Here is a 26,143-nt window from a genome sequence, read left to right as displayed (position 1 = left end):
TACAGACAGCAGTGCCAGTCTATAAGTTTCCTGTTTATCTCTGTACCGCTGGAATCTCATCGATATCGCTGAATATACTCAGCCCCAAATCCCTGGCGACTTGCACATCCTTATCCGCGCCTGTTGAGGCGCCTGGCATGCGTAAAATGGCATCACAGCTCTGAATTAAACGATGCGCAACGGGATAGAGGAAGGCTTCACTGATCTCATCACCGATTTGCTGCGAGCCGGCCGCGCTGGCAAGCGGTAACGCCAGCCACTCACCTATCACGGGAATATGACCTTTTTGATAAACCTGTAATGCCATGTGATCGAGTTTCTGCATGTTTTGCTCAATCAGTTTCAGGTCGCCGTTAGTGCCACTGCGAACCGGTCCTGCAATCAGGATCATCATTGCGCTTTCTCCTCAAATTGAATGTTCAACGCCAGGTGTTGAAGCAACATAATGGTTTTGGCATCTTCGATTTCGCCGTGACGAACCGCCGCCATGGCGCGAGCGAAAGGCCATTCCAATACTTCGATATCTTCCCCTTCTTCCTCCAGACCGCCGCCCGCATGCTTTCTGTCGCCTTCGGTATATTCCGCGATATAGAAATACAGCTTCTCCGTGACCGAGCCGGGGCTCATGTAGGCTTCCATTACCTTTTCAACATTTGTCACTGTGTAACCTGTCTCTTCCTGTGCCTCAGCAATAATGCGATCCTCCGGTGAAGCGTGGTCCAGCAAACCGGCTGCTGCCTCAATCAAAAAACCTTCATGCCCATTGATAAAGATGGGAAAGCGGAACTGACGCGTTAGCACCACCGTCTGTTTGTGGCGGTTGTAGAGAAGGATCACGGCTCCGTCGCCGCGGTCATAAGCTTCACGGCTTTGTTCTTGCCAACTGCCGTCGGCACGCTGTAAATCGAAGGTGTACTTTTTTAAGGTGTACCAGTTGTCGGATAACAGTTGCTCACGAATATTGCGCACTTTTTGCTGCATGTTTAATCTCCCGATGGCTGACAAAACAAACGCTATCATGCATAATCGTGCAAATACAAGCAAAAACACGAACGAGAAAATCATGCTTTCCAGTCAACGCAAACAGCAGATATTGACGATTCTTGCCGATGAACAGCAAGTGATGTCCAGTGAACTCAGCCAGCGATTCAAGGTCTCTGAAGACTCTATCCGCCGCGACTTAAGGGAGTTAGCCAGCGAGGGATTACTGCAACGCGTGCACGGGGGTGCGCTGCCGGTTTCTGCCGCTATCGCCCCTTTTGAAACACGCAAAAACGTGCAAATAAGTTCTAAGCGCCTGATCGCGCAAAAAGCCGTTCAGCTGATTCAGCCGGGACAGCTGGTGATCATCGATGGCGGCACGACCACCGCGGAAATGGTGCAACTGCTGCCCAAAGAACTGGCCTTTACCGTGGTGACGCACAGTCCAGGTATCGCTGTAGCACTGGTGGATTTCCCGTTAGTTGAGGTGATCATGATTGGTGGGCAACTTTATCGTCACTCGGTGGTGGCCGTAGGATCAGCGGTGCTCGAAGCCATCGCGCGCATCAATGCCGACCTGTTTTTTATGGGTGTCACCGGCGTGCACAAAACAGCAGGATTAACCACGGGCAATTACGAAGAAGCGGGTGTGAAGCGTGCCCTGGCGGCTCGAGCGGCAGAAACGGTGGTGATGGTCTCAAAGGAGAAACTCAATTCAGCATCGGCGTTTGCCATTGGCGATCTGTCACTGGCCAGCACGCTGATTGTTGATGGAGAACCTGACGCTGAAATGCAGCAACTGCTGCAACAAAAGCAGATCGCTCTGCTGTAAGCCGCCAGTTTTTGGCAGCCTTTGATGATGATTCCGCACCGCCATTTTTCTATCTGGCCGATGGCGCTCTCATCATTCAGTCACAATGCCAGGATGTAATAGTGGGTTTCGCTGACCCGAAGAGCAGCACAGGATAAACAGGAGAATAGCAACATGTCTGAGTTTCCAACCATTGCCCTTGTCGGACCGGGTGCCATCGGCACCACAGTGGCTGCCGCGTTGCACGAACGCGGGCGCACACCGGTGCTGTGCGGACGCACCGCCCATGCCCAATTACTCCTGCGCCATGATGACGGAGAAGTCGTGGTGCCGGGCCCGGTGCTGACCGATCCAGGCGAGATTGCTCAACCTTTCGATGTGGTATTCCTGGCCGTGAAAACCACGCAGGTCGCCGAAACCGCGCCATGGCTGGCGGCCCTTTGTGATGAAAATACCGTGGTCTGTGCGTTGCAAAACGGTGTGGAGCAGGTTGAGCAGCTTTCGCCCTACGTAAACGGGGCAACGGTGATCCCTTCGGTGGTGTGGTTTCCGGCGCAACGCCAGCCGGATGCATCCGTGTGGCTGCGCGCGAAACCGCGTCTGACTTTACCCGATGTCGCTAAGGCGCAGCCGATTGTGCGGGCATTACAAGACACGCGCTGCACGGTCGAGCTGGAAGTCGATTTCCTGTCGATCGCCTGGCGCAAACTTTTGCAAAACGCGGTCGCGGGCTTGATGGTGTTAGCCAATCGTCGAGCCGGCATGTTTCAACGCGAGGATGTGACCGCACTGGCGCTGGCATATTTGCGCGAGTGTCTGAGCGTTGCCCGCGCCGCAGGAGCCAACCTGAGCGATAGCGTGCCTGAGGAAATTGTCGATGGCTTCCATCGCGCCCCGGCAGATTTAGGCACATCGATCCTCGCCGACCGCCAGGCGGATCGCCCACTCGAATGGGATATTCGTAATGGCGTCGTCCAGCGTCGCGGCAAAGCGCACGGCATCGCGACACCCATCAGTGATGTGGTGGTTGCGCTGTTGGCAGCGGGAAGTGATGGACCGGGTTAATGGTCTGCATGCGTCAGTACAAATAGGTCATTGATTCTGGCGCATGCATTTTTTCAGTAGTGTTTACATTCACAATAGTGGCGCAAGGCTAGCTATCGGGATAAAAAATTTATACTCATCATCTTCAGTTTTGAGCGGGATAAAACCCATTTTTTCACAGTAGAATGGTATAAGGCTTTCATCCTTTGCTTCGACCATCACGGCATAAATCCCGACAGCGTCGGCAGCAGCGTAAGCAACTCGAAGAGCATGAAGCACGAGCTGTGTTCCAAATCCCCTTCCTGCAATACGTTCATCCACTGCCAGGCGGCCGAGCGTAATGCATGCTGTTTCACGATAGGGAACTTGCTTTTGATATTGACGCGTCATGGTGGACTTGGCATAACTGCCCCCCGAAACGGTGTAATATCCCATCACTTCAGGAGTAGGATCATTTGTCACCAGCAGGTAAGCTTTTAACACATTTGCCGTGTGTTGCCGGATAAGTTGTTTTTTTAAAAAAACGTCCAACTCTGGACGTCCGCAACGAAAGTTCTCTACATTAATCTGCATAGTCGGTGAGAACTTCACAATTTCTAGTTTTACCTTTCCCATTCCCAGGTTGACTCCTCACGACTGACAGCGGCCGCGCGACGGAGTCGTTCACTGGGCGCCGGTGGATTCTCAAGTGCTGCCATCACAGCATTCCATGAATCTTCAGACAGCTTAATACGACTGTGTTCGCTGATGACCGATTCTGCACGTTGCGCAGCTGAATCTGCGATGAACTGAGAGACGCTAACGCGGCTCAATTGTGCAGCAGTTTCAATTTCGTTTTTAATATCTGGACTGATACGTAATTCCAGTCTTTCAGTTTTAGCCGATGAGGCCATGCTGTGTTCTCCCGTTGTATCTCGTTTAAACGAGAAATTTTCGAACCGGTAGCATAGCAGGGTTCACTGCCTGTACGGGATAGTTCCGTACAGGCAGTATTGTATGTTTATTACTCGATAATTTCAATCCAGTGACTGATCATCATGTGTGAAGTCACACATCGCTGCGAGCCCTGCCTGAAATTTGGGATCAGATACCGCTAACGAACATTGGCGGGTCGAACGCGGTAATCGCTGGCAAGGAACCTTGCCAAAGCTCAATGTCCACCCAGCAGCTCTGGGCGCTACAGCCTTGTCCTAAGCGCGAGCTGCCGCGATCTTCGGTGAGCACATTGGGATTACCGTGCTTATCGAGTGAGTCCGGCTGTGTCGGGTCTTGTGGGTCGTACCATGCACCGGTGGACATTTGCACCACGCCTGGAAGGATATCTTCACTAAGATGCACGCCCGCCAGAATCGCGCCACGCCCGTTGAACACTTTCACCACCGACCCTTCGGTGATACCGCGCGCGGCCGCATCTGTTGGATGCAGCCACAACGGTTCACGACCCTGTATTTTGCTGCTGCGGCTCAGGCTGCCATGATCGTACTGACTGTGCAAACGGGTGCGCGGTTGGCTGGAGAGCAGATGCAGCGGCCAGCGGCGCGCCGTTTCCTGCTGTGCGATGGCTTCCGGCTCATACCAGAAAGGATGACCGGGACACTCTTCGTAACCGAAGTTAGCGACGGTTTGCGAGAACAACTCAATTTTGCCTGATGGCGTGGTCAGCGGCGCGGATTGCGGGTTGTCACGGAAGTCCTTGAGGAAAATATGCGGCGTTTCGGGGCGGTCATATTCAATCATTCCCTGCTGCCAGAAGTCGTCAAATGCCGGCAGTTCAATGCCGTCGGCCTCTGCGCGTGGGCGCGAAATCTCGTAAATATGGCGCATCCACTCTTCGGCAGTACGTCCCTCACTGAAGCTATCACCGAAGCCCATGTGCTCGGCCAGAGCGCGGAAGATGGCGTAATCATCACGCGCTTCTCCTTGCGCCTCGATGTGCTGGCGCATGGCGATCATATAGCCATCATTGCTGGAGCTACCGATATCATTGCGTTCCAGCGAGGTGGTCACCGGGAACACGATATCGGCAAATTTAGCCTGCGCGGTCCAGTATTGCTCGTGCACCACCACGGTATCGGGCTGGCGCCACGCTTCCACTAAGCGGTTGATATCCTGATGATGATGGGAAGCATTACCGCCGGCCCAATACACCACGCGGATATCAGGATAGGTACAATCTTCGCCATCGAATTGATATGCACCGCCAGGATTTAGCAGCATGTCAGACAGACGCGCCACCGGGATTTTTTCCTTTAAGGCGTTGCTGCCCGCCGGGAAGCGTGGACCGGAAAAGGTACGACGATCGGCGCCCGCAAGGTTGGTGCTGGCATAGGCAAATCCCAACCCGCCGCCCGGAGTGCCAATCTGACCAATCAGCGCGGCCAGTGCCACCGTTGCCCAAAACGTCTGTTCACCCTGGAAGGCGCGCTGCAGCGACCAGGCGATATTGATCATGGTGCGCTTTGCCACCATGCTGCGCGCCAGATCGCGAATCGTTTGGGCCTCCACTCCCGTGATGCTGGCCGCCCACTCTGGCGTTTTCACCACGCCATCTGTTGCGCCCATCAGATAATCACGATACTGAGCAAAGCCAACGGTATGGCTGCTGACAAAACTTGCGTTATACAGCCCTTCATCAATCAGTACCTGACTTAACGCCAGCAGCAGTGCCGTATCGCTGCCGGGTTTCAGCGGCAACCATTGATGGTTGCTGACACCGGAGAGATCGTTTTTCACCGGGCTGATATTGATAAACTTGATGCCGCTGTTCTGCATCTGCTCAAGCCAGTGTTTGAGCGCATGATCGTTAGCCGCGCCACCATTCACCTGTGAGTTACGCAGCGGTAAGCCGCCAAACGCCACAAACTGTTCGCAATGTTCCGCCAGTGAGGCCCAATGCGTATGCTGCTTTTGCAGCACATCCAGCTCACCGATGATATGCGGCAACACGCGCTCACCTGCCGCCAGGCTGTAGGTATTCGTACTATCGACATAGCCACCGAGCTGATTAAAGAAGCGATGCAGCTGACTTTGTGCGTGATGGAAGCGTCCGGCGCTCGACCAGCCATAAGATCCCGCATAAAACGCCTGATTGCCATGCGTCTGTTTCACCCGCGTCAGCTCATCAGCCACCAGCGCAATCGCGGTTTCCCAGCTCACTTCCACAAAGGGTTCTTTACCCCTTCCCTGACGCGCATCACGGCCGTGTTGCAGATAGCCGAGGCGGACCGACGGACGACGAATGCGGCTCGGTCCATCCACCGCACCGACCAGTGACTGACCGATTTTAGAAGGATTACGATCCCATTCAACCGGTTCAATCGCGGTTAATGCGCCGTCAGTCGTTGAGACGCGATAAGTGCCCCAGTGCATTACGGCAAGGTTGTGATGTTTGGTCATGAAGTGATTACGTCGCAGGCTGATTATGGTGTTAATGATGCGATAAATTACCACAACAGAAAATGCGCCGTAATCACCTTCATGGGCTAAAGACCGATTAATACTTAGCTTTCCACATCAACTTGCGAAGCCACTAAAAACGATAATTCACCGTCAGCGTGACATTGCGCGGTTCGCCATACAGCACCTGATTGTAGAAACCGTTCATCACCGTATAGCGTTGATCAAACAGATTATTAATGTTCACCGCCACATCCGCCTGCGGCGTCAGCGAATAGCGTGCCATCAGAGCCGCCAGCGCATAGGATTTTTGTGTTGCGCGCGTGCTGCCTGAAGGGCTGGTGGCGGAAAGCCAACTGCTGCTTTGCCAGTTGACGCCAGCGCCGACGGTCACAGGATAAAAACGCCCCGGTAGCTGCCAGGTGCTGAACAATCGCGCCGTGGTGCGCGGCAACTGTGGGTTCAGACGTGAGCCATCGCTTTCTGAGGCCGCATAATTCGCCAGTCCGAGCGACAAATTCCAACCGGGTAATAGCTCCCCTTGCACATCAACTTCAATCCCTTTTGATGTGGTGCCGTTGACCGCTTTGTAGGCCTGGCTGCCGTCTGGCAGCAGCGCGCCGCTATCTACCGTGGCAACGTTGTCGAGGTGCGTGTCGAACAACGACAGCGAAGCATTTAAACGTCCGTCAAGATAACGCCCTTTTATTCCGACCTCGCGATTGTTACCGCGCGTGGGTTTCAACACGTGGTTGTCACTGTCGCGATAGGTTTGGGGATTAAAGATGGTGGTATAGCTGGTGTAGAGGGAATAGGTAGGATTGAGTGCATAAACCACGCCGACATAAGGTGTGATGGCCCCTTTCTTCTCATCATTAAAATTCGTGCTGCCGTCGCTCTGGTTAATTTTGTATTGGCTGACGCGCGCACCGATAATCAGTTTCACCGGATCGGCCAGTGAGAATCGGAGTGCACTGTATACCCCGCGCTGGGTGATTTCAGTGTGCGTGCGGGTCCAGTTGGCCTGGCTAAAGTCCGGCTCCGGGTAATCACCGTTCCACTGATACAAACTGCCCATGGCAGCGGAAGGATAGACAAAGCCACTGCTGTTCTCGTCGGTAACACGTTTTGAGGCCATCACCCCCATCACCACTTCATGTTGACGTCCCAGCAAGGAAAAAGGGCCGCTGGCTTGCATGTCCAGACTGTTCTGTCGCGAGGTGGCGTTGCTGGCCAGCGCGATGGGAATCACCCCTTCGCCAGTGCTGCGATCGGGATAACCCAGGCTGGAGAACAGCTTTGCGTCCGAGTGGGTGCGTTGCTGCGTCAGGTTGGTTTTGAGCGACCAGCCGTTATCGAAATGCTGATCCAGGCTGGCAAAGGCGGTGCGCAAGGTGTTATTCCAGTGGCTCCAGTCGGCTGCCGAATTGACCGAGCGCGACCACTGGGTTTCTGATCCATCACTATACCAACGCGGCACGCCGCCCCAGGTGGTGCCCGTGGGTTTGATGATCTGCGCGTCGTAACCCACGCTCAGCGTGGTGTTATCGGTGAGATCGGCCTCAATCACCGCATAAAAGGCCTGCTTTTTTTGCTGATAGCGATCCAGCCAGCTATGCCGATCCTGATAACTGCCCACCACGCGCGCGCGGACCCGACCATCCTCCGTGAGCGGTGTAGAGACATCCATCATGCCGCGATAGTTATCCCACGAACCGGCACTGACGGATGCCTGCGCCTGAAAACTATCGCTGGGTCGCTTGCGCACCAGATTAACCGATGCGCCAGGGTTGCCGGCTCCGGTTAACAGTCCCGTCGCGCCACGCACCACTTCGATGCGATCGTAAAACGCGGTATCGAGAAAACTGGCACCGTCGACAAAACTGGTGGGCACGCCGTCGAACTGGAAACTGTCGATGCTGAATCCGCGCGAAAAGAAATCGACGCGCTCGCTGTCTAGCGTCCGTGAAGTGATACCGGTGGTGGCCTCCAGCGCAGATTGCACGCTGGTGAGCTGTTGATCATCCATACGTTGCCGGGTCAGCACTGTCACCGATTGCGGCGTTTCTTGTGGTGACAGCGCAAGTCCTGTCGCCGCGCGCGTTTCGCCGGTGGTATAGGAGAGCGTGTCTTCGGTGGTGGTGCCCAGTGAACCGCTGCCCTCCACCAGCAACGTGTTGTCATCAGCCATCGCCAGTGCCGAACTGGCCAGCAGCATAGCCGCGAGCGGTGCTTTATGCGGTAAATCCCAAAGTTGTTTCATCATTTTCCCGATTGGTGGCTCATTACAATGGTCCATACATTCAAACGAGAATCATTTTCATTTGTGACTGCAGGCGGGTAAATGCCGTGACAAGCACTTGATGAGTGCACCAAACGCACGCTTTTAATCGGATTGTTAACCCGCTGGCGTTCGCGTTAGGATGCGCCTTTCCCCTTTCGTGAGGCTGCGATGAAATACCCGGATCTTAATCTGCTTCTGGCGTTGGATATCTTGCTGGAGGAAGGCAGCGTGGCCGCTGCCGCGCGGCGAATGAATCTCAGTGCTCCGGCGATGAGTCGCACATTAGGACGTATCCGTGACACGCTGGGCGATCCGGTTTTTGTGCAGGCGGGACGAAAACTGGTGCCGACGCCACGTGCGCTGGCGCTACGCGAACAGGTGCGCAGCGCGGTAGAACAGGCCACACAAGTGCTGACGCCGGGTGAACATGTGCAGTTGCAGGAGATCACGCGTCGATTTAACGTGCGCGCCAACGATACCTTTGTCGGGTTGTATTCTGGTCGTTTGCTGGAGGCGATGGCGCAGGAAATGCCGCGCGCCGTGCTGCATTTCTCCCCGGAAGAAGATGATGTTGATGTGGAGACGCTGCGCAGTGGGCGCATCGATTTGTTCATCAGCGCCGCCCGCCAGCTGGGGCCAGAAATCCGCGTTCAGCCGCTGTTCACCACCCGTTTTGTTGGCATGGCTCGTGAAGATCACCCTATCTTTGCGCAGGACATCACGCCGGAGCAACTGACGCGCTGGGGGCACATCAGCATTTCCCGACGCGGCAAAGCCAATGGTCCAATCGATCGTGCGCTGGGAGAGATGGCCCTACAACGGCATGTGTCGCTGATTGTGGCGACCCCTTACAGCGCGATGTTTGCGCTGCAGGACACCGACCTGTTGCTGCCACTGCCTGAACATCTGGCGCGCAGCGCATTGTCGAGCGGGTTACGGGTCCGGCTGTTTGAACTGCCGGTGCCACTGGAAACCGTGCTCCTGACGCAAGCCTGGCATCCGCGATTTCAGCAAGATGCCGCCCACCGCTGGCTGCGTCAAACCATTCGGCAACTCTGTAGCGAGGATGATTGACCACGGGGCTACGCATCCTTGATGCGTGCATCAAACGCACGCATCAATTCTGAAAACCTCACTTTTCTGCATCATTCCCCTTCTTTACAGTGACGCCTCACTCACCAATGAAGGGAAGCCGATGAATAGCGCCCTGTATTTTCCAACCCCTAAAGTCCTTGCGCTGCTCAGGCATTGTGACCTCACGACGCCCCGCGCCACTTACGTGCTGCGCGCCTTACTGGCGGCCAACCTGGCGCTGGTGCTCGCCTATTGGCTGGAGTTAGATATGCCCTATTCGGCTGCGAGCACCGTATTACTGGTGCTGAATCCGGTACAGGGTGCCGTGTTGGGCAAAGGAAAATGGCGTCTGATTGGCACGCTAGTCGGGATGGTGGCGGCGCTGGTGATTATGGCGCTGTTTGCGCAACAGCCGTGGCTGTTCGCCCTCGCCGATAGTCTGTGGCTGGGGCTGTGTGTGATGGCAATGAGCGTGTTACGTCACTTTCGTGCCTCCGGTGCGGCAGTGGCAGGCTACACCATTGGGCTTGCCACGCTCGGCGCCATGCAATATCCCGATCTGGCGTTTGAACACGCCGTGGGACGCGCCTCCACGGTGGCGGTAGGCGTGATGGTGCTCGGGCTGGTCAGCGCGCTGTTTAGCCGCCGTAGCCTGAGCGTAAAGGTCGAAGCATTGCTGTGGCACCTGACGCAGCGCACCGCAATGTTACTCACCCAGCCCGACCGCGATCACGCACAGCGCCAGCTGCTGGCCGAACTGTACGGTGTGGATGACCTGCTGGCCGCGGCCCGTCAGGAATCGGCGTCGCTGGCGCAGCAGGCCCCTGCCATTCGTCAGGCCATGGATTTGCTGCTGGTGATCGCCACCACCGCATCCACAGGCGACTATCCGCACTGGCACAAAGTCTCGGAGGCACTGAGTCAGGGTCACGCGGGAAACGCTGAAGCGCAGTTACATCTGCGCTTGGCACTCCACAATAGCTCGATCCCTTCACAGGAAGCCGCGCAAATCGGCAACCTGCTGCGGGTACTAGCCATCCTCTCCCGCCTGCATCAAACACCGTCGCGCCAATCAACGCCCGCCATGGCCTTTCATCGTGACTGGCCAGGCGCACGACGCAACGGCCTGCGGGCAGCGTTAACGCTGCTGGCGGCTTCCGCACTGTGGATCGGCAGCGGCTGGCCCGCCGGAGATATCATGCTGTTAATCATGGCCCCTTACTTTGCCCTGCTCTCCACCTCGCCTCAACCCGTGGCGGGCGCGCGTAAATTCCTGCTGGGCACGCTGTTCGCGCTGCCGCTGGCATTTATCTGTACTTTTATGCTGCTGCCGCTGATCAACGGCTTGCCCCTGTTATTGCTGGTGTTAAGCCTGTTTTGGTTGCCCGGTATTTACGCCACCAGCATGCCGCAGCACATGCTCAGCGGGCTGGCGTATCTGGTGGGATTCAACACGCTGACGGCGGCTGCCAATCCGATGGTTTACGATGCCACGCAGTTCCTCAACTGGTCGCTGGCCTGGCTGATCGGTTGCGCCCTCACGCTGCTGGCCTTCCAACTGATGCCTCGTAACCCGGATCGTCATGCTGCACGCCTTCAGGCGCAGATTCGTGCCAGCCTGCTGGTGCTCTTCGCCGGAAAACAGGTGTCTGCATCGCGCTGGATCCAGCATCAACAGCATCGCGTGGCGCAACTGGCCGGTTTGCTGCGTGCACAGCCGGAGGTGCAAAAACGCGCCATTGAGCAAGGGCTGTTGGCGCTGAATCTCGGACGCGAATGGTTGTCGCTGGCTGACAGTGTTGTGCCACTGGAACAGCAGCCGTTTATAAAACTCGCCCGGCAGCGCATTGCCCAGCGCCTTCAGCAGCCGACACTGGCGGCGAAACATGCTGCTCGCGCCGCACGTCAGTTGGCAACACATCCATCCCCTGATAGCGCAAGTCTCGCCGCGCGCTTTCGGGCGATCGCCACTCTGCTGCGCAGTGATGCGGAGTACCTATCCGGGAGCAAACCATGTTGAGTGAAGTCGCGATTGCGGGCATCTATTTGCCGCCATTTTTATCTATCTCTGTGTCACCTTCCCGCTCTTCATTGGGGTGCGTTTCTGTCTGTTGCGCTGTGGCGTATTGCGCTGGGTCTGGCATCCCGCGTTAGTTGAATTTTCCCTTTCCTTCATTTTACTGGCGGTACTGATTCTCTATGTCTGATCTCTCTTTTAGCTGGAAAACGTCTTTAAAAGCGTTATTCACATTGGCGATGGTCGCCATCGCGATCATGTTGGCCACACTGCTGTGGCGCGCCTATGTGCTGGCACCCTGGACGCGCGATGGCCGGGTGAGTGCGCAAGTGATCCGCATCGCCCCGGAAGTATCGGGCACGGTGAGTGCAGTCGCGGTAACGGATAATCAATGGGTCGCCAAAGGGGCGGTATTATTCCGCGTCGATCCTGCACGCTTCGATCTGGCCGTGGCCGACGCGCAAGCCCAGCTGAATGAGGCCAATGCCACGCTGCAGCAAAAGCGTGAGGAGGAAAAGCACCGCCAGCAGATGGGCTCGCTGATGGCGGCGGAAGATATGCAACGCGCGCGTGAAGCGTCGTTGGTGGCGCAGGCACAGCAGCAACAGGCCGCAACCGCACTCGCACTGGCCCGACTCAATCTACAACGCGCCACGCTGCGCGCCCCCGTGGATGGTTACGTCACCCACCTGCGTTTACAGCCAGGTGATTATGTCGAAGCCGGCACGCCGGATATTGCACTGGTGGATGCCAACAGCTTTTGGGTGACGGGTTATTTCGAAGAGACCAAATTATCGGCGATGCGAATTGGCGATCGCGTCAATATCCGTTTGATGGGACAACAGGCGCTCCTGCATGGCCATATTGCTAGCTTTGGCCGTGGCATCAGTGACATCAACCAGTCATCGGACAATCAAGGTTTGCCCAGCGTGGAGGCAACCTTCAGCTGGATCCGCCTGGCACAACGCATTCCCGTGCGCATTGAATTCGACGCACTCCCCTCTGATCAATTACTTACCGCTGGCATGAGCTGCAGCATTGCGGTGGCAGACAGCACCACGCCACAAGGTCGTTTAACCTCGCTGCTGACACGCTGGCTCTAACCGAAACAAGGAGAAGTTATGCAACAAACCACCGAGACTTTTACCGTACTCAATGTGAACCGCTTTCCCATGGTGATCCTGAACCAGCAGGCCGTTCGTGATGGCTATGCCGATCAATGGGCGCAGGAAATGAAACAATTAATGGAACAGGGCGAGCCTTTTGTCATGGTTTACGACCACATGCGCGTTGATGAAAGCGATGCCGATCGCGAGCGACGTAGCCGCTGGCTGATACAGCATCGCAAAACCCTCAGTCAAATTTGCCGGGGCATGATCAGTATTGAATCCGATGCACAACGCTGTGAACAACTGGTGAAAATGCGCAAGCTGTTTGGCATTCAGCATCAGGTCGTGAGTTCAGAGCCGTATGCATTGGCGCTGATCCAACAGTGGCTGGCGAAGTAACAGCACCACGCGTTACTGCGCCAGCCAGCCGCCATCCATATTCCAGGCCGCACCGCGCACCTGCGCACCACCTTCACCGCACAGAAACAGCACCAACGCACCCAACTGCTCGGGCGTAACAAACGCCTGAGCAGGCTGTTTCTCAGACAATAACGCCAGGCGCGCGGTTTCAGCATCTTCTCCGGCCGCGATGCGTTTATCGATCTGCTGTTGTACCAGCGGCGTTAGCACCCAGCCCGGACAGATGGCGTTGCAGGTGATAGGTGATTGCGCGTTCTCCAGCGCAATCACTTTTGTCAGCCCGACCACCCCATGCTTCGCAGCAACATAGGCGGCTTTCTCTTTCGACGCCACCAGCCCATGCACGGAGGCGATATTAATAATGCGCCCCCAGTGACGTGCCTGCATGCCGGGTAAGGCGGCACGACTGGTGTGGAACACCGAGGAGAGGTTGATCGCAATAATGGCGTCCCATTTTTCTACCGGAAAAGACTCCACCGGCGCGGTGTACTGAATACCGGCGTTGTTCACCAGAATGGCGATCAGCGGATGCGGCAAACGAATATCTTCTGCCGTTTCTGGCTCATTCTTCAGGTTAGTGCCATAGGGTTCCTGGTTGGCCTGTGCCCGGCGACGTTGCCGATCCAGCCACAGCAATCCCACCACGATAATAAACAGCGTTCCGATCAATCCCAGCCACGGCGCAGCCCAGGCGTTGGTACCAAAGAAAATGCTGGGAATGCTGCATCAGGATTTCATTACCTTGCAGCGCCCTTCGGCGGTGCGTTTGCTGCTTGAGCAGTCACTGGCACAGGCAGGGAGAAGACTCGACGTCGCTTACGAGAGCCATCAATTGGTGACCGTGGGTAAAATGGTCGCCAGCGGTTTGGGGGCCAGCGCGGTGCCTGCGCTTTGTATTCAGCAGATGCGAGAGTTGGGCGCGGTTTGCGTGCCGCTGGTCGCGCCACAGATTGAACGGCGAGTGGGCATTTTGCGCTTAAAACAGCACCAACTCTCTCACGCTGCTGCCGCACTGGCACAAACCATGAGTGATGAATGCCGCTGGCCCGACTTGTAATCAAGGATATTTCAATACCTGGCCTCAACCCGGCCAGGTTTTTGGGTGGTGTTTAACACCTCAGATAAGTAAATAAAGAATGAAATAACCATTAATTATTAACAGAAAACCAAATGCCGAAAATCTAATTTGTTGATAAATCAGGGTAGACACAGTGTTCGCGCATTCAATTTGATTAATTTAATTAACTAAAATTCATACCGGAATGCTAATGAGATGTAAAAATCTTTTAAGGCCGGACATTTTATGATCAAATCCAGACCACATTAAGTGTAAGAATATTCCTAACGCAGAAAAATACGTGCTCTATCCGGTGAGCCTCAGGTTTAAATACTCTCTCCGCAATACACCCAAAGATTAAAGGCAATTTTCATTAGATGATAAACGATAATTCACCCTGCGCACTTCGCTAAAAAAACCAAAGAAAAACACCGAGCATCGCGAAATTATTTAGCAATTAATGCTATCTATTTTTTGATCCCAAAGGCTGAATTTTGTCATTAATCCTGGAGGGTTTAGAAAGTTCTTAACCCAATAGAGGTATGTCGTGATGAATTTCATGCCAAGTTGAGAAAAGACAATGAGATTTAAAATTTCAACATCTCGTGCAACCTAAGACTTTTCTGATGATAAGAAATGACTGAATTTCTTAACTCATTGAATAAGAACATTTATCCTGCCAGGATATCCGCAGCTCTTGAAGGAGCGGATGAGTTAGCTATGAGAAATACAACACGAGAGGACTTACGCTGTGCCAGCTGCCAATATGGCTGCCAGTTGACGAATCGAAACAACGATATTCTTAATCGCTGCCCGATACAAAAAATTGCGGTTTGGCCGGGGAATAATCATTTCCTGATAAAAGGCGTGCTGTCATTAGTGGCCGGTCGCTATGAAAGTATGTTTTGCCGGGGATGTATATTCGTTTGATTTTTCGCGAGAAACTTACGTTATCTCACCAATAATAACTGGATTGATTATTTAAAATCTACCGGACTCACGATCGTTCTGGTATGCGACCGTGCGTTGGCCGCTCTGGCTGCACATTGGATAAAGAGAGAGGGAATCCACTCTGTTATTCATTGTGAAGACCGGTTGGAAGACATCAAGAAGGTAATTAACAGTACCTATTATGGTTTAAAAGGAGGCGCAACAAGGAGAGTTAATGCACTGTCGAGTGAAGAAGTGACCTTTCTGGATTTAGCCTTAAAAGGAAATTCACTGTCTGCCATTTCGATTGCAATGAACCATGAGATGAAAAAGATATACAACATCAAAGATTCTATTCGACGAAAAACCGGTATCAGCCTCAAGCAGCTGATTTCGGGTCACTAAGTAAAAGGATTACACGAAATGACGCAAACACATAAAACGCTGCTTTCACTGGTTATCACCAGTGCACTGTTCTCGGCCTCTGCGGTTGCAGCGTCCGATAACACCATTAACTTCCAGGGTGAAGTCGCTGATGAAACCTGTTCCATCTCGGTGAATGGCAATGCGGCCTCACCGGTAGTGCTGATGCCAACCGTGAGTAAAGCCGATCTGGCCGCCAGCGGTGATGTCGCCGGGCAGACGGCCTTCACTGTCGGTCTGACAGGATGCACCGGTAACTCAGCTTCAACGACAAAAATTTCAACGGTATTTGTCGGCAATAACGTGACGGCCAATGGCAACCTGGCGAACACAGGTACTGCGCAAAACGTTGAAGTCCAACTGGTGGATAGCAAAGATGCAGTGATCAACCTGACCGGAGGCTATACCGGAGATGGCGACCTGACGCTTGCCGCCGATGAAACCGAATCCTCAGCCACGTATAACGCGCAATATTATGCCAATGGTGTTGCCGCCGCCGGAACCGTGGCTGCTTCATTACAATACGCGGTGACTTACCAGTAATAATTAATCAGCGTACGTTTGGCTATCCGGGCGTACGCTGCATGCCATGAGATCGTTTGTATGTATTTACGCAATGCCCTTGGCGCGTTATTTCTCAGCGTGATGTCAGCCACAGCAACAGCAAGCGTTACGCTATTGGGCAGTCGGATTATTTATCCGGCGCCAGCCAGCTCGATTAATATTCAATTTAAAAACGACGATAGCCTGCCATATGTTATTCAGACCTGGTTTGATGACGGCGATATGGATGCCAAACCACAGCAGATTAATCACGTACCCTTTGTGACCACACCACCGGTATTTCGTATTCAGCCGAAATCAGGGCAGGTTGCGCGTGTTGTGGTGAGCCAGCCAGACAAACTGCCTCAGGACAGAGAGTCAGTTTACTGGTTTAACATGCTGCAAATTCCGCCCGCATCCCAGGCTGCCGCCGATAAAAATGCCATGACGGTGATGCTGCGCAATCGGGTGAAATTGTTTTATCGCCCAGCGGCAATAGGCAAACCGGGCAATATTTTAACCGGCATTAAAGTCCGCAGTCTGTTTGATCCCCAAAAGGGCAGCGGATTACAGATCGATAATGCACAACCCTGGCATGCTTCATTTGTGGCGATATCCATGCGCATGACGGGAAAAACCTTTGAGTGTGAACCGGTGATGGTTGCCCCCTTTTCCACGCACACCTGCTGGTTCAGCCATACCAAACAACGCTTACAGGGTGTAGGCAGCGTCAAACTCGACGCGATTAACGATCAGGGAGCCAGAATAAGTGAAAGTTACCCCATCAACTCCCAGTGAATTGAAACTCCCCTTATTCTTTTTGACCGTTTCATTCTATTTCTCAACAGCCGCGCACAGTGAAGAATATTATTTCGATCCGTCGCTATTTAAAGGATCCGCCTTCGGTCAGACATCGCGCAATTTAACCAAAGCGAGTTGCCGGCGGGTCATTATCTGGTCGACGTTTATGTCAATAATAGACTCGTGTCATCCAGCGTGAAGCTGGAGTTTTTGCCCTCGATACAAGGAAAAGAGGTCGAGCCATGCTTGCCCTTTTCACTGGTGAAAATGTTGCAGTTAAAAAATGTCCCTACACAGCCAATAGACCGCGAGTGTGCCCCGCTCGCTGACTGGACTTCCCAAGGCAACTGGACTTTTGATGCCGCCGCGTTACGCCTAAAGATCACCTTGCCCATGTCAGCGCTTAACCGCACGCCGCGCGGTTATATTCCGACCGAACAGTGGGATGGCGGGATGACCGCGTTATTTCTGCGCCATAACACTAACTACACCTGGACGGAAAACAGCGCGGCCGCCTACCGCTATCAATATTTGTGGAGTGGGATCACCGCAGGTACCAACGTAGCCAACTGGCAGTTACGCCATCAGGGCAATCTTCGCTATCTCAACAGCAGCCAGGGGGGCAGCAGTTATCGCTATAACAAGGTGCGAACCTGGGTGCAACGGCCGTTGGCATCGATCAACAGCCAGATTTCACTTGGCGATAGCTACACGGACAGCTCGCTATTTGGCAGCCTGCCATTTAATGGCGTAAAGCTCGCCACTGACGAGCGTATGTGGCCGCAAGGCAGACGCGGTTATGCCCCTGAAATCCATGGCATCGCCTCCACTACGCCCGCGTGGTGGTGAAGCAGCTGAACAAGGTGATCTATGAAACCGTGGTGCCGCCCGGCCCGTTTATCATCGATGACCTGAACAACACCCGCAGCCAGGGGGATTTTGACGTCGAGGTGATTGAAGCCAACGGTAAAATCGCCACCTTTACGGTGCCCTACTCCTCGGTTCCCGATTCGGTGCGTCCCGGTAACTGGCATTACTCGCTGGCGCTGGGCCGTGTCCGCCAATATTACGCCGTTAATAATGCATTTTTTGAAGGCGTGATGCAGCGCGGTGTGAGCAACAGCTTGACGGCAACGGTCGGATCACGGTTGGCAGAAGATTATCAGCCTGGCTACTGGGCGGCGTCTGGGCAACCGGCGCGGGGGCATTAGGCTTGAACACCACCTTTTCGCAGGCTAAGGCAGAAAACGACCAGCGCACCTCAGGCTGGCGCGCAGAGTTGAGCTATAGCAAAACCTTTCAGACCGGCACTAATCTGGTACTGGCCGCTTATCGTTATTCGACCCGTGGGTTTCGCGACCTGCAGGATGTATTTGGGGTTCGACGCCAGCAACAAGCGGGCATCAGCTATTACTCAGACTCGCTCAACCAGCGTAATCGCTTATCGGCCACACTCAGCCAGTCAATGGATAAGTACGGTCTGGTGAGTTTAAGCGCCAGCACCGCCGACTATTACAACAATCAATCACGCATCACCCAGTTGCAGTTCGGCTATACCAACAGCTGGCGCAATATCAGTTACGGCATCAACGTGGCTCGTCAGCGCACGTGGTGGAATACCCAGCGTGATGATCTCAGCGTCAACGATAACCTCGATAGCAGTCGTCAGCAGCGATACAGCGAAAACACGGTGTCTTTCAATATTTCCGTGCCGCTCAACTGGGGCGCCGGTCTCTCGTCCGTGGCCTACAACTACAACCAATCTAAGCAGAGCCAGTCTTCAATGGTTTCGCTGACCGGGTCGGCAGGCGAACAGCGTGATTTCTCCTATTCGCTTTACGGGGGAACCGAACATTACCGCAATGGCGTGAGCGGAGAAGCCAACTCTTTTGGCGGCAACCTGCAACAAAACACCCGTTTTGGCGCCATCCGTGCCAACTACGGACAAGGTGATCGCTATCGGCAGGTCGGTTTAGGCACGTCTGGCACTTTACTGCTGCATCGCGGCGGTCTTACTGCGGGACCTTACACCAGCGATACCTTCGCGCTGATCCATGCGGAGGGCGCGCAAGGTGCAGCGGTACAAAACGGACAAGGAGCCGTGATTGACTACAACGGTTATGCGCTGCTGCCTTCACTCACTCCTTATCGTGAGAACACCGTCAGCCTTGATACGTTGCACATGCGCGCCGATGCCGAACTGAACGGGGGAAGCCAGCGTGTGGTTCCCTATGCCGGTGCCGTGAGTCAGATTAGCTTTGCCACCTTACGCGGCACCGCCGTGTTGATTTCCCTGAATACCACCGAAGGTCGTGCACCGCCGATGGGCGCCGAAGTGCGCGATGCCTACAACACCGTGATCGGCGTTGTGGGTCAGGGAAGCCAGCTGTATGCGCGTGTTCCCCATGACTCCGGCAGTCTGCACATCAGCTGGGATGGCAATGCCCAACGCTGCGCCGTCAGTTATCAAATCACCGGAAAGACGCAACAGGCGCTTATCCTCCTCAATGGTATTTGCAGGACGCTATAACTCGTGAAAATTAAATATCTCCTGGTTGTGCTGCTGATGCTGCCGCTGACGTTATGGGCAAATTGCATCAGAGTCACCAGCACCTCATCACTTTCTGCCGCCGCTAAAGCCGCGGGCTATACCGCATCATCCTGGACGGGTGCCTGTGATACGTGTTCTGGCAACGTGGGATTGCCTTCGGTGATCAGCATTAATAGCGGCACATCCTTTCAGCCCGCAGGATCTTTGCTGGCGAGTTCGGTGGGATCGTTTCTCAGCGCCGCCAGCAACAGCGCTTACAGCCCGAATCAGATCCTCTACCGCTGTGCGATGGCAGATGCGGGCAGTCTGTATGAGATGTACGCCACCAACGGTGACAGCGCTTATGCGGGCATGTATGCCAGCAGCGAGGTTAGCGGGGCTTATTACGATGTGGCAAAAACGTGGCGGTGCGCATGACCAATCTGACAACCGGTGAGTATTACAGCCGCTACTGGAAGTCACGCCAGTTTACCGCCGACAGTTGGTACTCCGACGGCACCTACATTTATATTCCGGCCAGCGCGTTTAGCAACGTGCTGTACGAGATGTTCAAGATCAGTTCCACCTCTTATTACGCCAATGGTGATAACCGTTACAGCGATCTCTGGACACAGCCGCGCGGCTATATTGCGTTTAAAGGCCCGGGTCTGGACACCAACAGTCTGGCGGTAGGCCAGGACAGCGCCAGCTATTGGTACGGATTTTACGGTAACTGGCCCGCCGCCTGGAGCACCTATCGCAACGTGACTTATGTGCGTGGCGCGCTCTGTGAAGTACAGAACTACCCTTCTGTGGTGCTGCTGCCAACCATTAACGTGAACACACTCAAGGCAGGCGGCAGCAGTCAGGTACCGTTTTCCATCTCATTGCAGTGCGAATCGGGCGCACGATCCAGCACCAGCACCTCCACCAGCAGTGCCGCCAATGTGGCGATGGGCTTGCTGGTGAATCAACCCAATGCGGTGTCACAGGCGACACAGCTAGGTTTGACCACCAGCGGCGGCGGATTAACCTGGCTGCTGGATAATCAATATGGCAGCAGCGGCGTGGCCTCTGGGGTGGGCATCAAAATTTACAACGCCAGTGGTTCTGCGATCAATTTACTGCCCAACCTTGCCAGCACCGGCAGCGGAAATACGCGCGGCTGGTATGCCTATACCGATCTCACCTCGCTGGTCTCTTCCGGCAGCAGCAATATTTACAGCGGTGATTTTTTGGCTTCGCTCGAAGCCTTAAGTGGACAAACAGTAACAGCAGGGACAGTCAATGCGCAGTTGCAAGTGGTGGTCAGTTTTCAGTAAAACATTGGCGTTGAGCAGCCTGTTATTGGCTGCTCACGCCATGCCCGTGGTGAATGTGGATAGAACACGCATCATTTTTAATGCTGGTGAAAGCAGCCAGACGCTGAATTTAAAAAATGGTGCGGAATATCCCTCCGTGGTGCAGATCTGGAGCGATGATGGCGATTTGATGCAGTCTCCGGAATTGAGTACTGCGCCTATCTTTGCCATGCCGCCGATGATGAAACTCTCACCCGATGAGCAGCGTGCGATTCGTCTGGTGCTCACTTCGCGACAGTCATTGCCCGAAGATCGTGAGAGTCTTTACTGGTTAAATATTTATCAGATTCCCGCTCTGACCAGGCAAACAGGCGGCGCTGAGCAAAAAATCCTGCTGCCGTTGCGGTTGCGGCTGAAGGTTTTTATTCGACCTGCGGCGCTGGGTGCGCCTCAGCCTGAGGATGTGCAGAAGTTGCGTTTTGTGGTTCGCGATCGTCAACTGACGGTAGAGAATCCGACGGCGTGGTATATGAGTCTGAAATTAAGAATCGCCAATAAGATTAAGGTGAATGATGTGCTGGTGGCGCCGTTTGCAAAGCAAATCATTTTTTCAAAGGAAACAGTACTTCCCAATGAGCAGGTCAGCTATGAAGTTATTGACAATAATGGCAATCCGGTGGATTTTATCACCCGCGCATTTGAACAGAACTAGCTCATTAATTTAGCGTTATCACTCTGTCTGCGGACGCTATCGTGCATTCTCGGTGCGCGACAATGATCCGCGTGATGTTTAGTGCACGGATTGCCCGATTAACACGAGCTTCACTAATCATTCTTCACAATTGGAGAAAACAAGCGGTAAAGCCTTAGAATAAAATATAAGTACGAAAAGACATATATTTACGACTACATTCCAAAGGTTGGCCATGTTCACAAAGCCATCATCCATGATGTTAAACAATTAACGTATCAGTTTATATTTATAAGCGATATATTTGTTTAGCTTAAGGCCTAAAGTAATAAATGTCGTTAGCGATGTTATCATGACAACCATCTTAGAGAGTTCATATTGTGGAGTGTAATCAATAATACCTGAAATGATGCAAGCTCCACTCAAAAACCAATTCCCAACGATAATGAATACAAATAAAATAAAGCACTTTGTTAATAAATACATAATCCACCTATTTGCACCCACTCAATGTGAGTGAAAAATTAACAGCTATCGATAACAGGAATTCTCCAATCTTACGGAATTACTGTTTCCAAAAAATTGGTCACCTCCTTCACTCCAAGTGAGAGAGACACTGCAACAACAGTAAAGCATTATTTAATAAGTTCTTGCAAACTAATATTAAATGCAATGGCTTCCATTATGTATAAAATCCAGCCAAAACCTTCAAGAATAAATAACCAAATTATTGATTTTAAGTACTTTTGTCATTATTTATTTACTGGGATAATTTATCCATTTTTGTATATGCATCACAAAACACTCTTTCCAATGGAGATGTAAATGATCACGGAAAATAATTTGCTGTAGGGAGTGCCATATTATACTTACCGATTCCCCTTACAGCGCTCAGTAAAACACCAGTCAATGAAAAACCCTCAACATAACAACCAATCATGGGAATAGCTGCAAAAAACCCTTTATTAAAATCCAATCATTCTATTAACAACGCTCATTCCGTTGGTTTTATACGACAATATTTTAATGAAGATGTTAATAGATTTTGATAGTTAACGTAGGCAAATAACGCATTACATCACTTGGATTGGAAAGACACACCGTCTTCGAGCGCAGGTTGTTGCAACGCGGCCAAAATATTCGGTGCCGTTACCGTTCCCATGCGGATGTGAGAAGCATCACTAACGCCACCAATATGCGAAGAGAGGATCACATTACTGAAGCCCTGCCAGCGGTTTGGTGTGGTTAACGGCTCAGCGCTGAAACTGTCCAGCCCCGCCCAATTTAGCCTGCCGGATTTCAGTGCATCCGCGAGTGACGTCTCATGGATTAATCCGCAGTCTATTGCACTTATTCCGGAGTCACTTGCTGATATTTCGTTGAACGATCGCAGTAGTGTAAATGCTCGTGGTGACTGTTAATTGAATTGTGATCTAAGGTCTTTAAAACGAAAAAACCTGCTTCGCTCCGTTAGGACGCTAAGCAGGTCATTACTGCGGGGACGGGCGGAAAATGCTATTGGCTTTCGGCTACGCCACACCAGCGCACCAGCGTCAGCGCTATGGCTTTGGTGCAGGCCACCAAATCGGCAATCGGTACATGCTCATTAGGCTGGTGTGACATGGCAGGATCGCCCGGTCCAAAGTTGACGGTGGGCGTCTGTCCTAGCGTGCTGGGTAGACCAATGTCACTATGCGCACCAAATCCCGCCAGCTGCGGATTGAGCGCGGCGTCATTCACCCCTTGCTGAAATGCCCCAACAAAAGGATGATCCGCTGGAATCTCCGCGCAGTCTGCATCCAGAATCCACTCCACTTTTGCCGGGTGCTTCGCCAGATACGGATCGAGCGCACATACTTTGGCCACGTGTTCTTCAATTTCGCGTTTCACCTTGCCGCCCAATCCCATCTCGTCTTTTTCGGCAGGGAGATATTGCACATCGATGACGATCTCCGCCCGACCGGCAATCGACGCTGGATGCTCGCCCACTTTCAATTGCGTAACGATGATCTGGTTCGGCATCTCCATCAGCGGATGATTTTTATCGGGCTGCGTTTGCCAGCGACGGTTGAGAACATCGAGACCATCCAGCATCTGACGGCACAGCGTCACCGCATCGACCGGCCCGCTGCTGTCCCAGCTGTTAGGCGTCAGTTCTGCATGTCCGCCAATGCCATCGAGAATAATGCGTGCCCAGAGAATGCCGTGGCAGATCGGTGAAATGCGGTTAGCTGTCGGCTCGGTCATGATACCGGCATCGGCTTTGAAGCCGCGATCCACCATCGCCAGTGAACCCATGCCACCAATCTCCTCATCTACCACCGTGGTGAATACCACGTCTCCTGCGAGGCGTATACCGAGGTCCTGCAATAACTCCACCGCCATCAACATGCAGGCCACGCCACCTTTCATATCGACCGCACCACGCCCGTAGACCGCATTGTTTTTGATCACCGGCAGAAAAGGATCGCTGTGCCAATGTTCTGCCGGACCCGGCGGAACCACATCAATGTGTCCAGTGAGCATCAGCGATTTGCCGCCGCCCGCGCCGGTTAGCGTGCCTCCGAGATTTGGACGCCCCTCAAACGTGCGGCCTTTATTGGCTCCTGGCCGCCCTTCATATTGGGCATACAAGGCCGGACCATCGGGATCCCATAAGTCGGTGGTCATCCCCAACGCGATGAGGCGTTGCTGCAAGTAAAGCTGGCAGTCGCGCTCTCCCGGCCCGGCTTCACGCGGGTCAACTTTGACAATTGAGGGGAAAGCGATCAGGTCGCACAACGTCTGCGCGATGCGCTCGGCGCTGGCATCAACGTGTGCGCCAATTTTTTCAGTCAGGCTCATAAATTATCTCCGATAGATGAAAAGTCGTTGTGCCATTAACACGATGATCAATAACAAGCCCACCACGCCGAGCTGCCAGACGCTGTTCAGTCCCAGCTGTAACATGCAGGTTTTGATGGTCACCAGCATCAGCGCTGCCGCCAATACCCCGACCACGCTGCCTCGCCCGCCGAAGATGGCGACACCGCCAAGCAACGCTGCAGTGAGTGATTCCAGTTCTAAATTGACGCCAATTTCCGGTCGTGCGCTGCCTAGCCAACTGAGCGAGATGAATCCGGCGCAGCCTGCTAACAGTCCACTCAGGCAGTAAACCAGCAGGCGCAGACGATCCACGGGAATCCCGACCAGTCGTGTCGCGTGCTCATTGAAACCACAGGCATAAATCCATTTCCCCCATGCGCTTTTGCTCAGAATTAACCAAGCGATAAAAAAGGCAGGGATGACACAGGTCAGAAACGGCACAGGAATCGCGAAGTTTGCTCCTCGGCCCCATTGCGTCAGTTCTGCTGGAACGCTTGAGATAGCCGCTCCACCGGTTAACGCTAACGCCAGGCCAGAAAACAGATAAAAACTGCCCAGCGTGACGATCAATGGCCATAACCGCAGACGCGCCACCAGCAGGCCATTCAGTGCTCCGGCGGCGGTTCCACTCAACATGCAAATCACTGGAAGCAATACCGGATTGATACCCTGTTGCAGCGCCAGCATGCCGACTACAGCGGAAAGTGACACATTGCCACCGACCGAGAGATCAATACCGCCGCCGCCCGCCATCACCACCAGCGATTGGCCCAATGCCACCAGAGCAAGCAGCGTAGCGAATTGCAGGATCGAGGTGATGGACCATAAAGCCAGCATCTGCGGTAATGCGAAGACAATCCCGATGCCGAGTAGCAGCCACAATGCGACGAGTAAGGTGAGGTCAGGCGATTTATGCATGATTTTCATGCCATCCTCCTGAATGTCAGTATCCGACCACTGGCGGCCTCACTGCTTAACACCAGCAGCAATACGGTGCCGGTGACGACCGTTTGCCATAAAGAGGGCACCCCCACCAACAGCAAACCGTTCTGCAGAATGCGCAGCAGCAATACGCCCAGCAAGGTTCCGAGCAGACTGCATGAACCGCCAGTAATGCGCGTGCCGCCCAGTACCACTGCCGCGATCGCCTCGAGTGCCAGGCTGCCGCCCACCGTCATTTCCACATTGCGATAGGTCGCGATATAACAGGTGGCGGCTAAGCCACACAGCACACCGCTAATCAGGAAAGTGGCGATGCGCACCTGAGTGACCGGGATGCCTGCCAGCCTGGCTTTCTCTTCTGAGTTCCCCGCGGCCAGTAACCACAATCCATAAGGCGTATGACGCAGTGCGAGCCAAACCAGCGCCCAGGCCAGCATGATCATCCATGCCATAACCGGAACACCAAGTAGCGTGTGCATTAGCCCACGGGTCAGATCATCGGGCAGTCCGGATAACCATTGCCCACCCAGCAGCACAAACAAAGCCGTGCGCCAGACGCCAAACAACCCCAGGGTGCCCACTATCGCGGGAATGCGCCCGACCACTACCACCAACGCGGTGAGCAGACCCGCCAGCAAGCCAATCAGCGGCCCCGCAAGTGCAGCCAGCCAGGGCGACTGCAGCATCAGCAGTTGTCCTACGCCCCATGTTGCGACCCCCATCACCACACCAACGGAGACATCCACCCCGCCCATGGCAATCACCAACGTCATCCCCAGCGCGATCAGCAGCAACTCACTGCTGTTGCGTAAGATGGTGAGCAGGTTATCCGCCGTGGCAAACCACGGCGAAAACCAGGAGAAACAGCCAACTGCCAGCAAGGCGATCGCCAATAAGGCAATCTCCCGTGAAGTCATGTGCATG

The 26,143-nt window shown here is 53.8% G+C and carries 20 protein-coding genes and 5 pseudogenes; 14 read left to right on the top strand and 11 right to left on the bottom strand.

The annotated features are described in order from the left end of the window. Positions 1-34: 34 nt before the first annotated feature. On the bottom strand, positions 35-394 hold the full coding sequence (locus tag HA45_RS16385) for a DUF4406 domain-containing protein (protein WP_100704097.1): 360 nt from the start codon (positions 392-394) through the stop codon (positions 35-37). After that, positions 391-981 (bottom strand): NUDIX domain-containing protein, encoded by a 591-nt coding sequence (locus HA45_RS16380; RefSeq protein ID WP_100704098.1) that lies wholly within the window; start codon positions 979-981, stop codon positions 391-393. The genes HA45_RS16385 and HA45_RS16380 overlap by 4 nt, the downstream gene beginning before the upstream one ends. Before the next feature lie 82 nt (positions 982-1,063). Between HA45_RS16380 and HA45_RS16375 the strand changes: the two genes are divergently transcribed. Beyond that, positions 1,064-1,813: a DeoR/GlpR family DNA-binding transcription regulator gene (locus HA45_RS16375; RefSeq protein WP_100704179.1), complete on the top strand. Its 750-nt coding sequence runs from the start codon at positions 1,064-1,066 to the stop codon at positions 1,811-1,813. Between the two features lie 153 nt (positions 1,814-1,966). Continuing rightward, positions 1,967-2,857, top strand: coding sequence for an oxidoreductase (locus HA45_RS16370; RefSeq protein ID WP_100704099.1), 891 nt, complete (start codon positions 1,967-1,969; stop codon positions 2,855-2,857). Positions 2,858-2,926: 69 nt separating this feature from the next. Here HA45_RS16370 and HA45_RS16365 read toward each other — a convergent pair whose 3' ends face one another. The 4 genes from HA45_RS16365 to HA45_RS16350 form a co-directional block, all read right to left on the bottom strand. Beyond that, complete coding sequence (locus tag HA45_RS16365) at positions 2,927-3,451, bottom strand: GNAT family N-acetyltransferase (protein WP_128598976.1); 525 nt, start codon at positions 3,449-3,451, stop codon at positions 2,927-2,929. Next, positions 3,439-3,729: a type II toxin-antitoxin system TacA family antitoxin gene (locus tag HA45_RS16360; RefSeq protein WP_100704100.1), complete on the bottom strand. Its 291-nt coding sequence runs from the start codon at positions 3,727-3,729 to the stop codon at positions 3,439-3,441. Before HA45_RS16360 ends, HA45_RS16365 begins: the two co-directional genes overlap by 13 nt. 190 nt (positions 3,730-3,919) lie before the next feature. Next, the gene (locus tag HA45_RS16355) at positions 3,920-6,232 is read right to left on the bottom strand and encodes a molybdopterin-dependent oxidoreductase (RefSeq protein WP_100704180.1); all 2,313 of its coding nucleotides are present in this window, start codon (positions 6,230-6,232) and stop codon (positions 3,920-3,922) included. Positions 6,233-6,365: 133 nt separating this feature from the next. Continuing rightward, positions 6,366-8,495 (bottom strand): TonB-dependent siderophore receptor, encoded by a 2,130-nt coding sequence (locus tag HA45_RS16350; RefSeq protein ID WP_205960983.1) that lies wholly within the window; start codon positions 8,493-8,495, stop codon positions 6,366-6,368. 189 nt (positions 8,496-8,684) lie between these two features. On the opposite strand from HA45_RS16350, the gene HA45_RS16345 reads away from it, so the two are divergent. The 5 genes from HA45_RS16345 to HA45_RS16325 all read left to right on the top strand — a co-directional run bounded on the left by HA45_RS16345 (position 8,685) and on the right by HA45_RS16325 (position 13,115). Then, complete coding sequence (locus HA45_RS16345) at positions 8,685-9,590, top strand: LysR family transcriptional regulator (protein ID WP_100704101.1); 906 nt, start codon at positions 8,685-8,687, stop codon at positions 9,588-9,590. 121 nt (positions 9,591-9,711) lie between these two features. Continuing rightward, positions 9,712-11,610 (top strand): FUSC family protein, encoded by a 1,899-nt coding sequence (locus HA45_RS16340; RefSeq protein WP_100704102.1) that lies wholly within the window; start codon positions 9,712-9,714, stop codon positions 11,608-11,610. Between the two features lie 76 nt (positions 11,611-11,686). Then, entirely contained in the window at positions 11,687-11,797 is a 111-nt protein-coding gene (locus HA45_RS28265; protein WP_244563463.1) for a DUF1656 domain-containing protein, read from the top strand. Further along, the gene (locus tag HA45_RS16330) at positions 11,790-12,710 is read left to right on the top strand and encodes an efflux RND transporter periplasmic adaptor subunit (protein WP_100704104.1); all 921 of its coding nucleotides are present in this window, start codon (positions 11,790-11,792) and stop codon (positions 12,708-12,710) included. Before HA45_RS28265 ends, HA45_RS16330 begins: the two co-directional genes overlap by 8 nt. Before the next feature lie 18 nt (positions 12,711-12,728). Next, a complete protein-coding gene (locus tag HA45_RS16325) occupies positions 12,729-13,115 on the top strand; it encodes a hypothetical protein (RefSeq protein ID WP_100704105.1) in 387 nt (128 codons plus the stop codon). Between the two features lie 12 nt (positions 13,116-13,127). On the opposite strand, the pseudogene HA45_RS16320 reads toward HA45_RS16325, so the two are convergent. Beyond that, positions 13,128-13,658, bottom strand: a pseudogene (locus HA45_RS16320) (3-hydroxybutyrate dehydrogenase); the annotation flags it as partial. Positions 13,659-13,857: 199 nt separating this feature from the next. Between HA45_RS16320 and HA45_RS16315 the strand changes: the two are divergent. The 7 genes and pseudogenes from HA45_RS16315 to HA45_RS16280 form a co-directional block, all read left to right on the top strand. Then, a pseudogene (locus tag HA45_RS16315) lies at positions 13,858-14,193 on the top strand (LysR substrate-binding domain-containing protein); the annotation flags it as partial. 636 nt (positions 14,194-14,829) lie between these two features. Beyond that, positions 14,830-15,528 (top strand): annotated as a pseudogene (locus HA45_RS29425) (LuxR family transcriptional regulator). An 18-nt stretch (positions 15,529-15,546) separates the two neighbouring features. Beyond that, a complete protein-coding gene (locus tag HA45_RS16300) occupies positions 15,547-16,089 on the top strand; it encodes a fimbrial protein (RefSeq protein WP_100704107.1) in 543 nt (180 codons plus the stop codon). Positions 16,090-16,149: 60 nt separating this feature from the next. After that, the gene (locus HA45_RS16295; protein WP_100704108.1) at positions 16,150-16,887 is read left to right on the top strand and encodes a fimbria/pilus periplasmic chaperone; all 738 of its coding nucleotides are present in this window, start codon (positions 16,150-16,152) and stop codon (positions 16,885-16,887) included. A 1-nt stretch (position 16,888) separates the two neighbouring features. Beyond that, positions 16,889-19,420 (top strand): annotated as a pseudogene (locus tag HA45_RS16290) (fimbrial outer membrane usher protein). Positions 19,421-19,456: 36 nt separating this feature from the next. Further along, positions 19,457-20,742 (top strand): annotated as a pseudogene (stbD, locus tag HA45_RS16285) (fimbrial usher protein StbD). Then, positions 20,708-21,433, top strand: a complete 726-nt coding sequence (locus HA45_RS16280) for a fimbria/pilus periplasmic chaperone (protein ID WP_100704111.1) — start codon at positions 20,708-20,710, stop codon at positions 21,431-21,433. Before stbD ends, HA45_RS16280 begins: the two are co-directional and overlap by 35 nt. 1,057 nt (positions 21,434-22,490) lie before the next feature. On the opposite strand, the gene HA45_RS16275 is transcribed toward HA45_RS16280, so the two are convergent. From HA45_RS16275 to HA45_RS16260, 4 genes are all read right to left on the bottom strand, one after another. Next, positions 22,491-22,742 (bottom strand): NAD(P)-dependent oxidoreductase, encoded by a 252-nt coding sequence (locus tag HA45_RS16275; RefSeq protein ID WP_276308782.1) that lies wholly within the window; start codon positions 22,740-22,742, stop codon positions 22,491-22,493. A 185-nt stretch (positions 22,743-22,927) separates the two neighbouring features. Further along, on the bottom strand, positions 22,928-24,256 hold the full coding sequence (locus tag HA45_RS16270) for a M20 family metallopeptidase (RefSeq protein ID WP_100704113.1): 1,329 nt from the start codon (positions 24,254-24,256) through the stop codon (positions 22,928-22,930). Between the two features lie 3 nt (positions 24,257-24,259). Continuing rightward, on the bottom strand, positions 24,260-25,204 hold the full coding sequence (locus tag HA45_RS16265; protein ID WP_100704114.1) for an ABC transporter permease: 945 nt from the start codon (positions 25,202-25,204) through the stop codon (positions 24,260-24,262). Continuing rightward, positions 25,201-26,142: an ABC transporter permease gene (locus HA45_RS16260; RefSeq protein WP_100704115.1), complete on the bottom strand. Its 942-nt coding sequence runs from the start codon at positions 26,140-26,142 to the stop codon at positions 25,201-25,203. The genes HA45_RS16265 and HA45_RS16260 overlap by 4 nt, the downstream gene beginning before the upstream one ends. Between the last annotated feature and the right edge of the window lies 1 nt (position 26,143).

Source organism: Pantoea rodasii (assembly GCF_002095465.1).
Lineage (GTDB): Bacteria > Pseudomonadota > Gammaproteobacteria > Enterobacterales > Enterobacteriaceae > Pantoea > Pantoea rodasii.
Note: the sequence above shows the minus strand (reverse complement) of the source record. Positions and strands in the feature narration are given on the sequence as shown.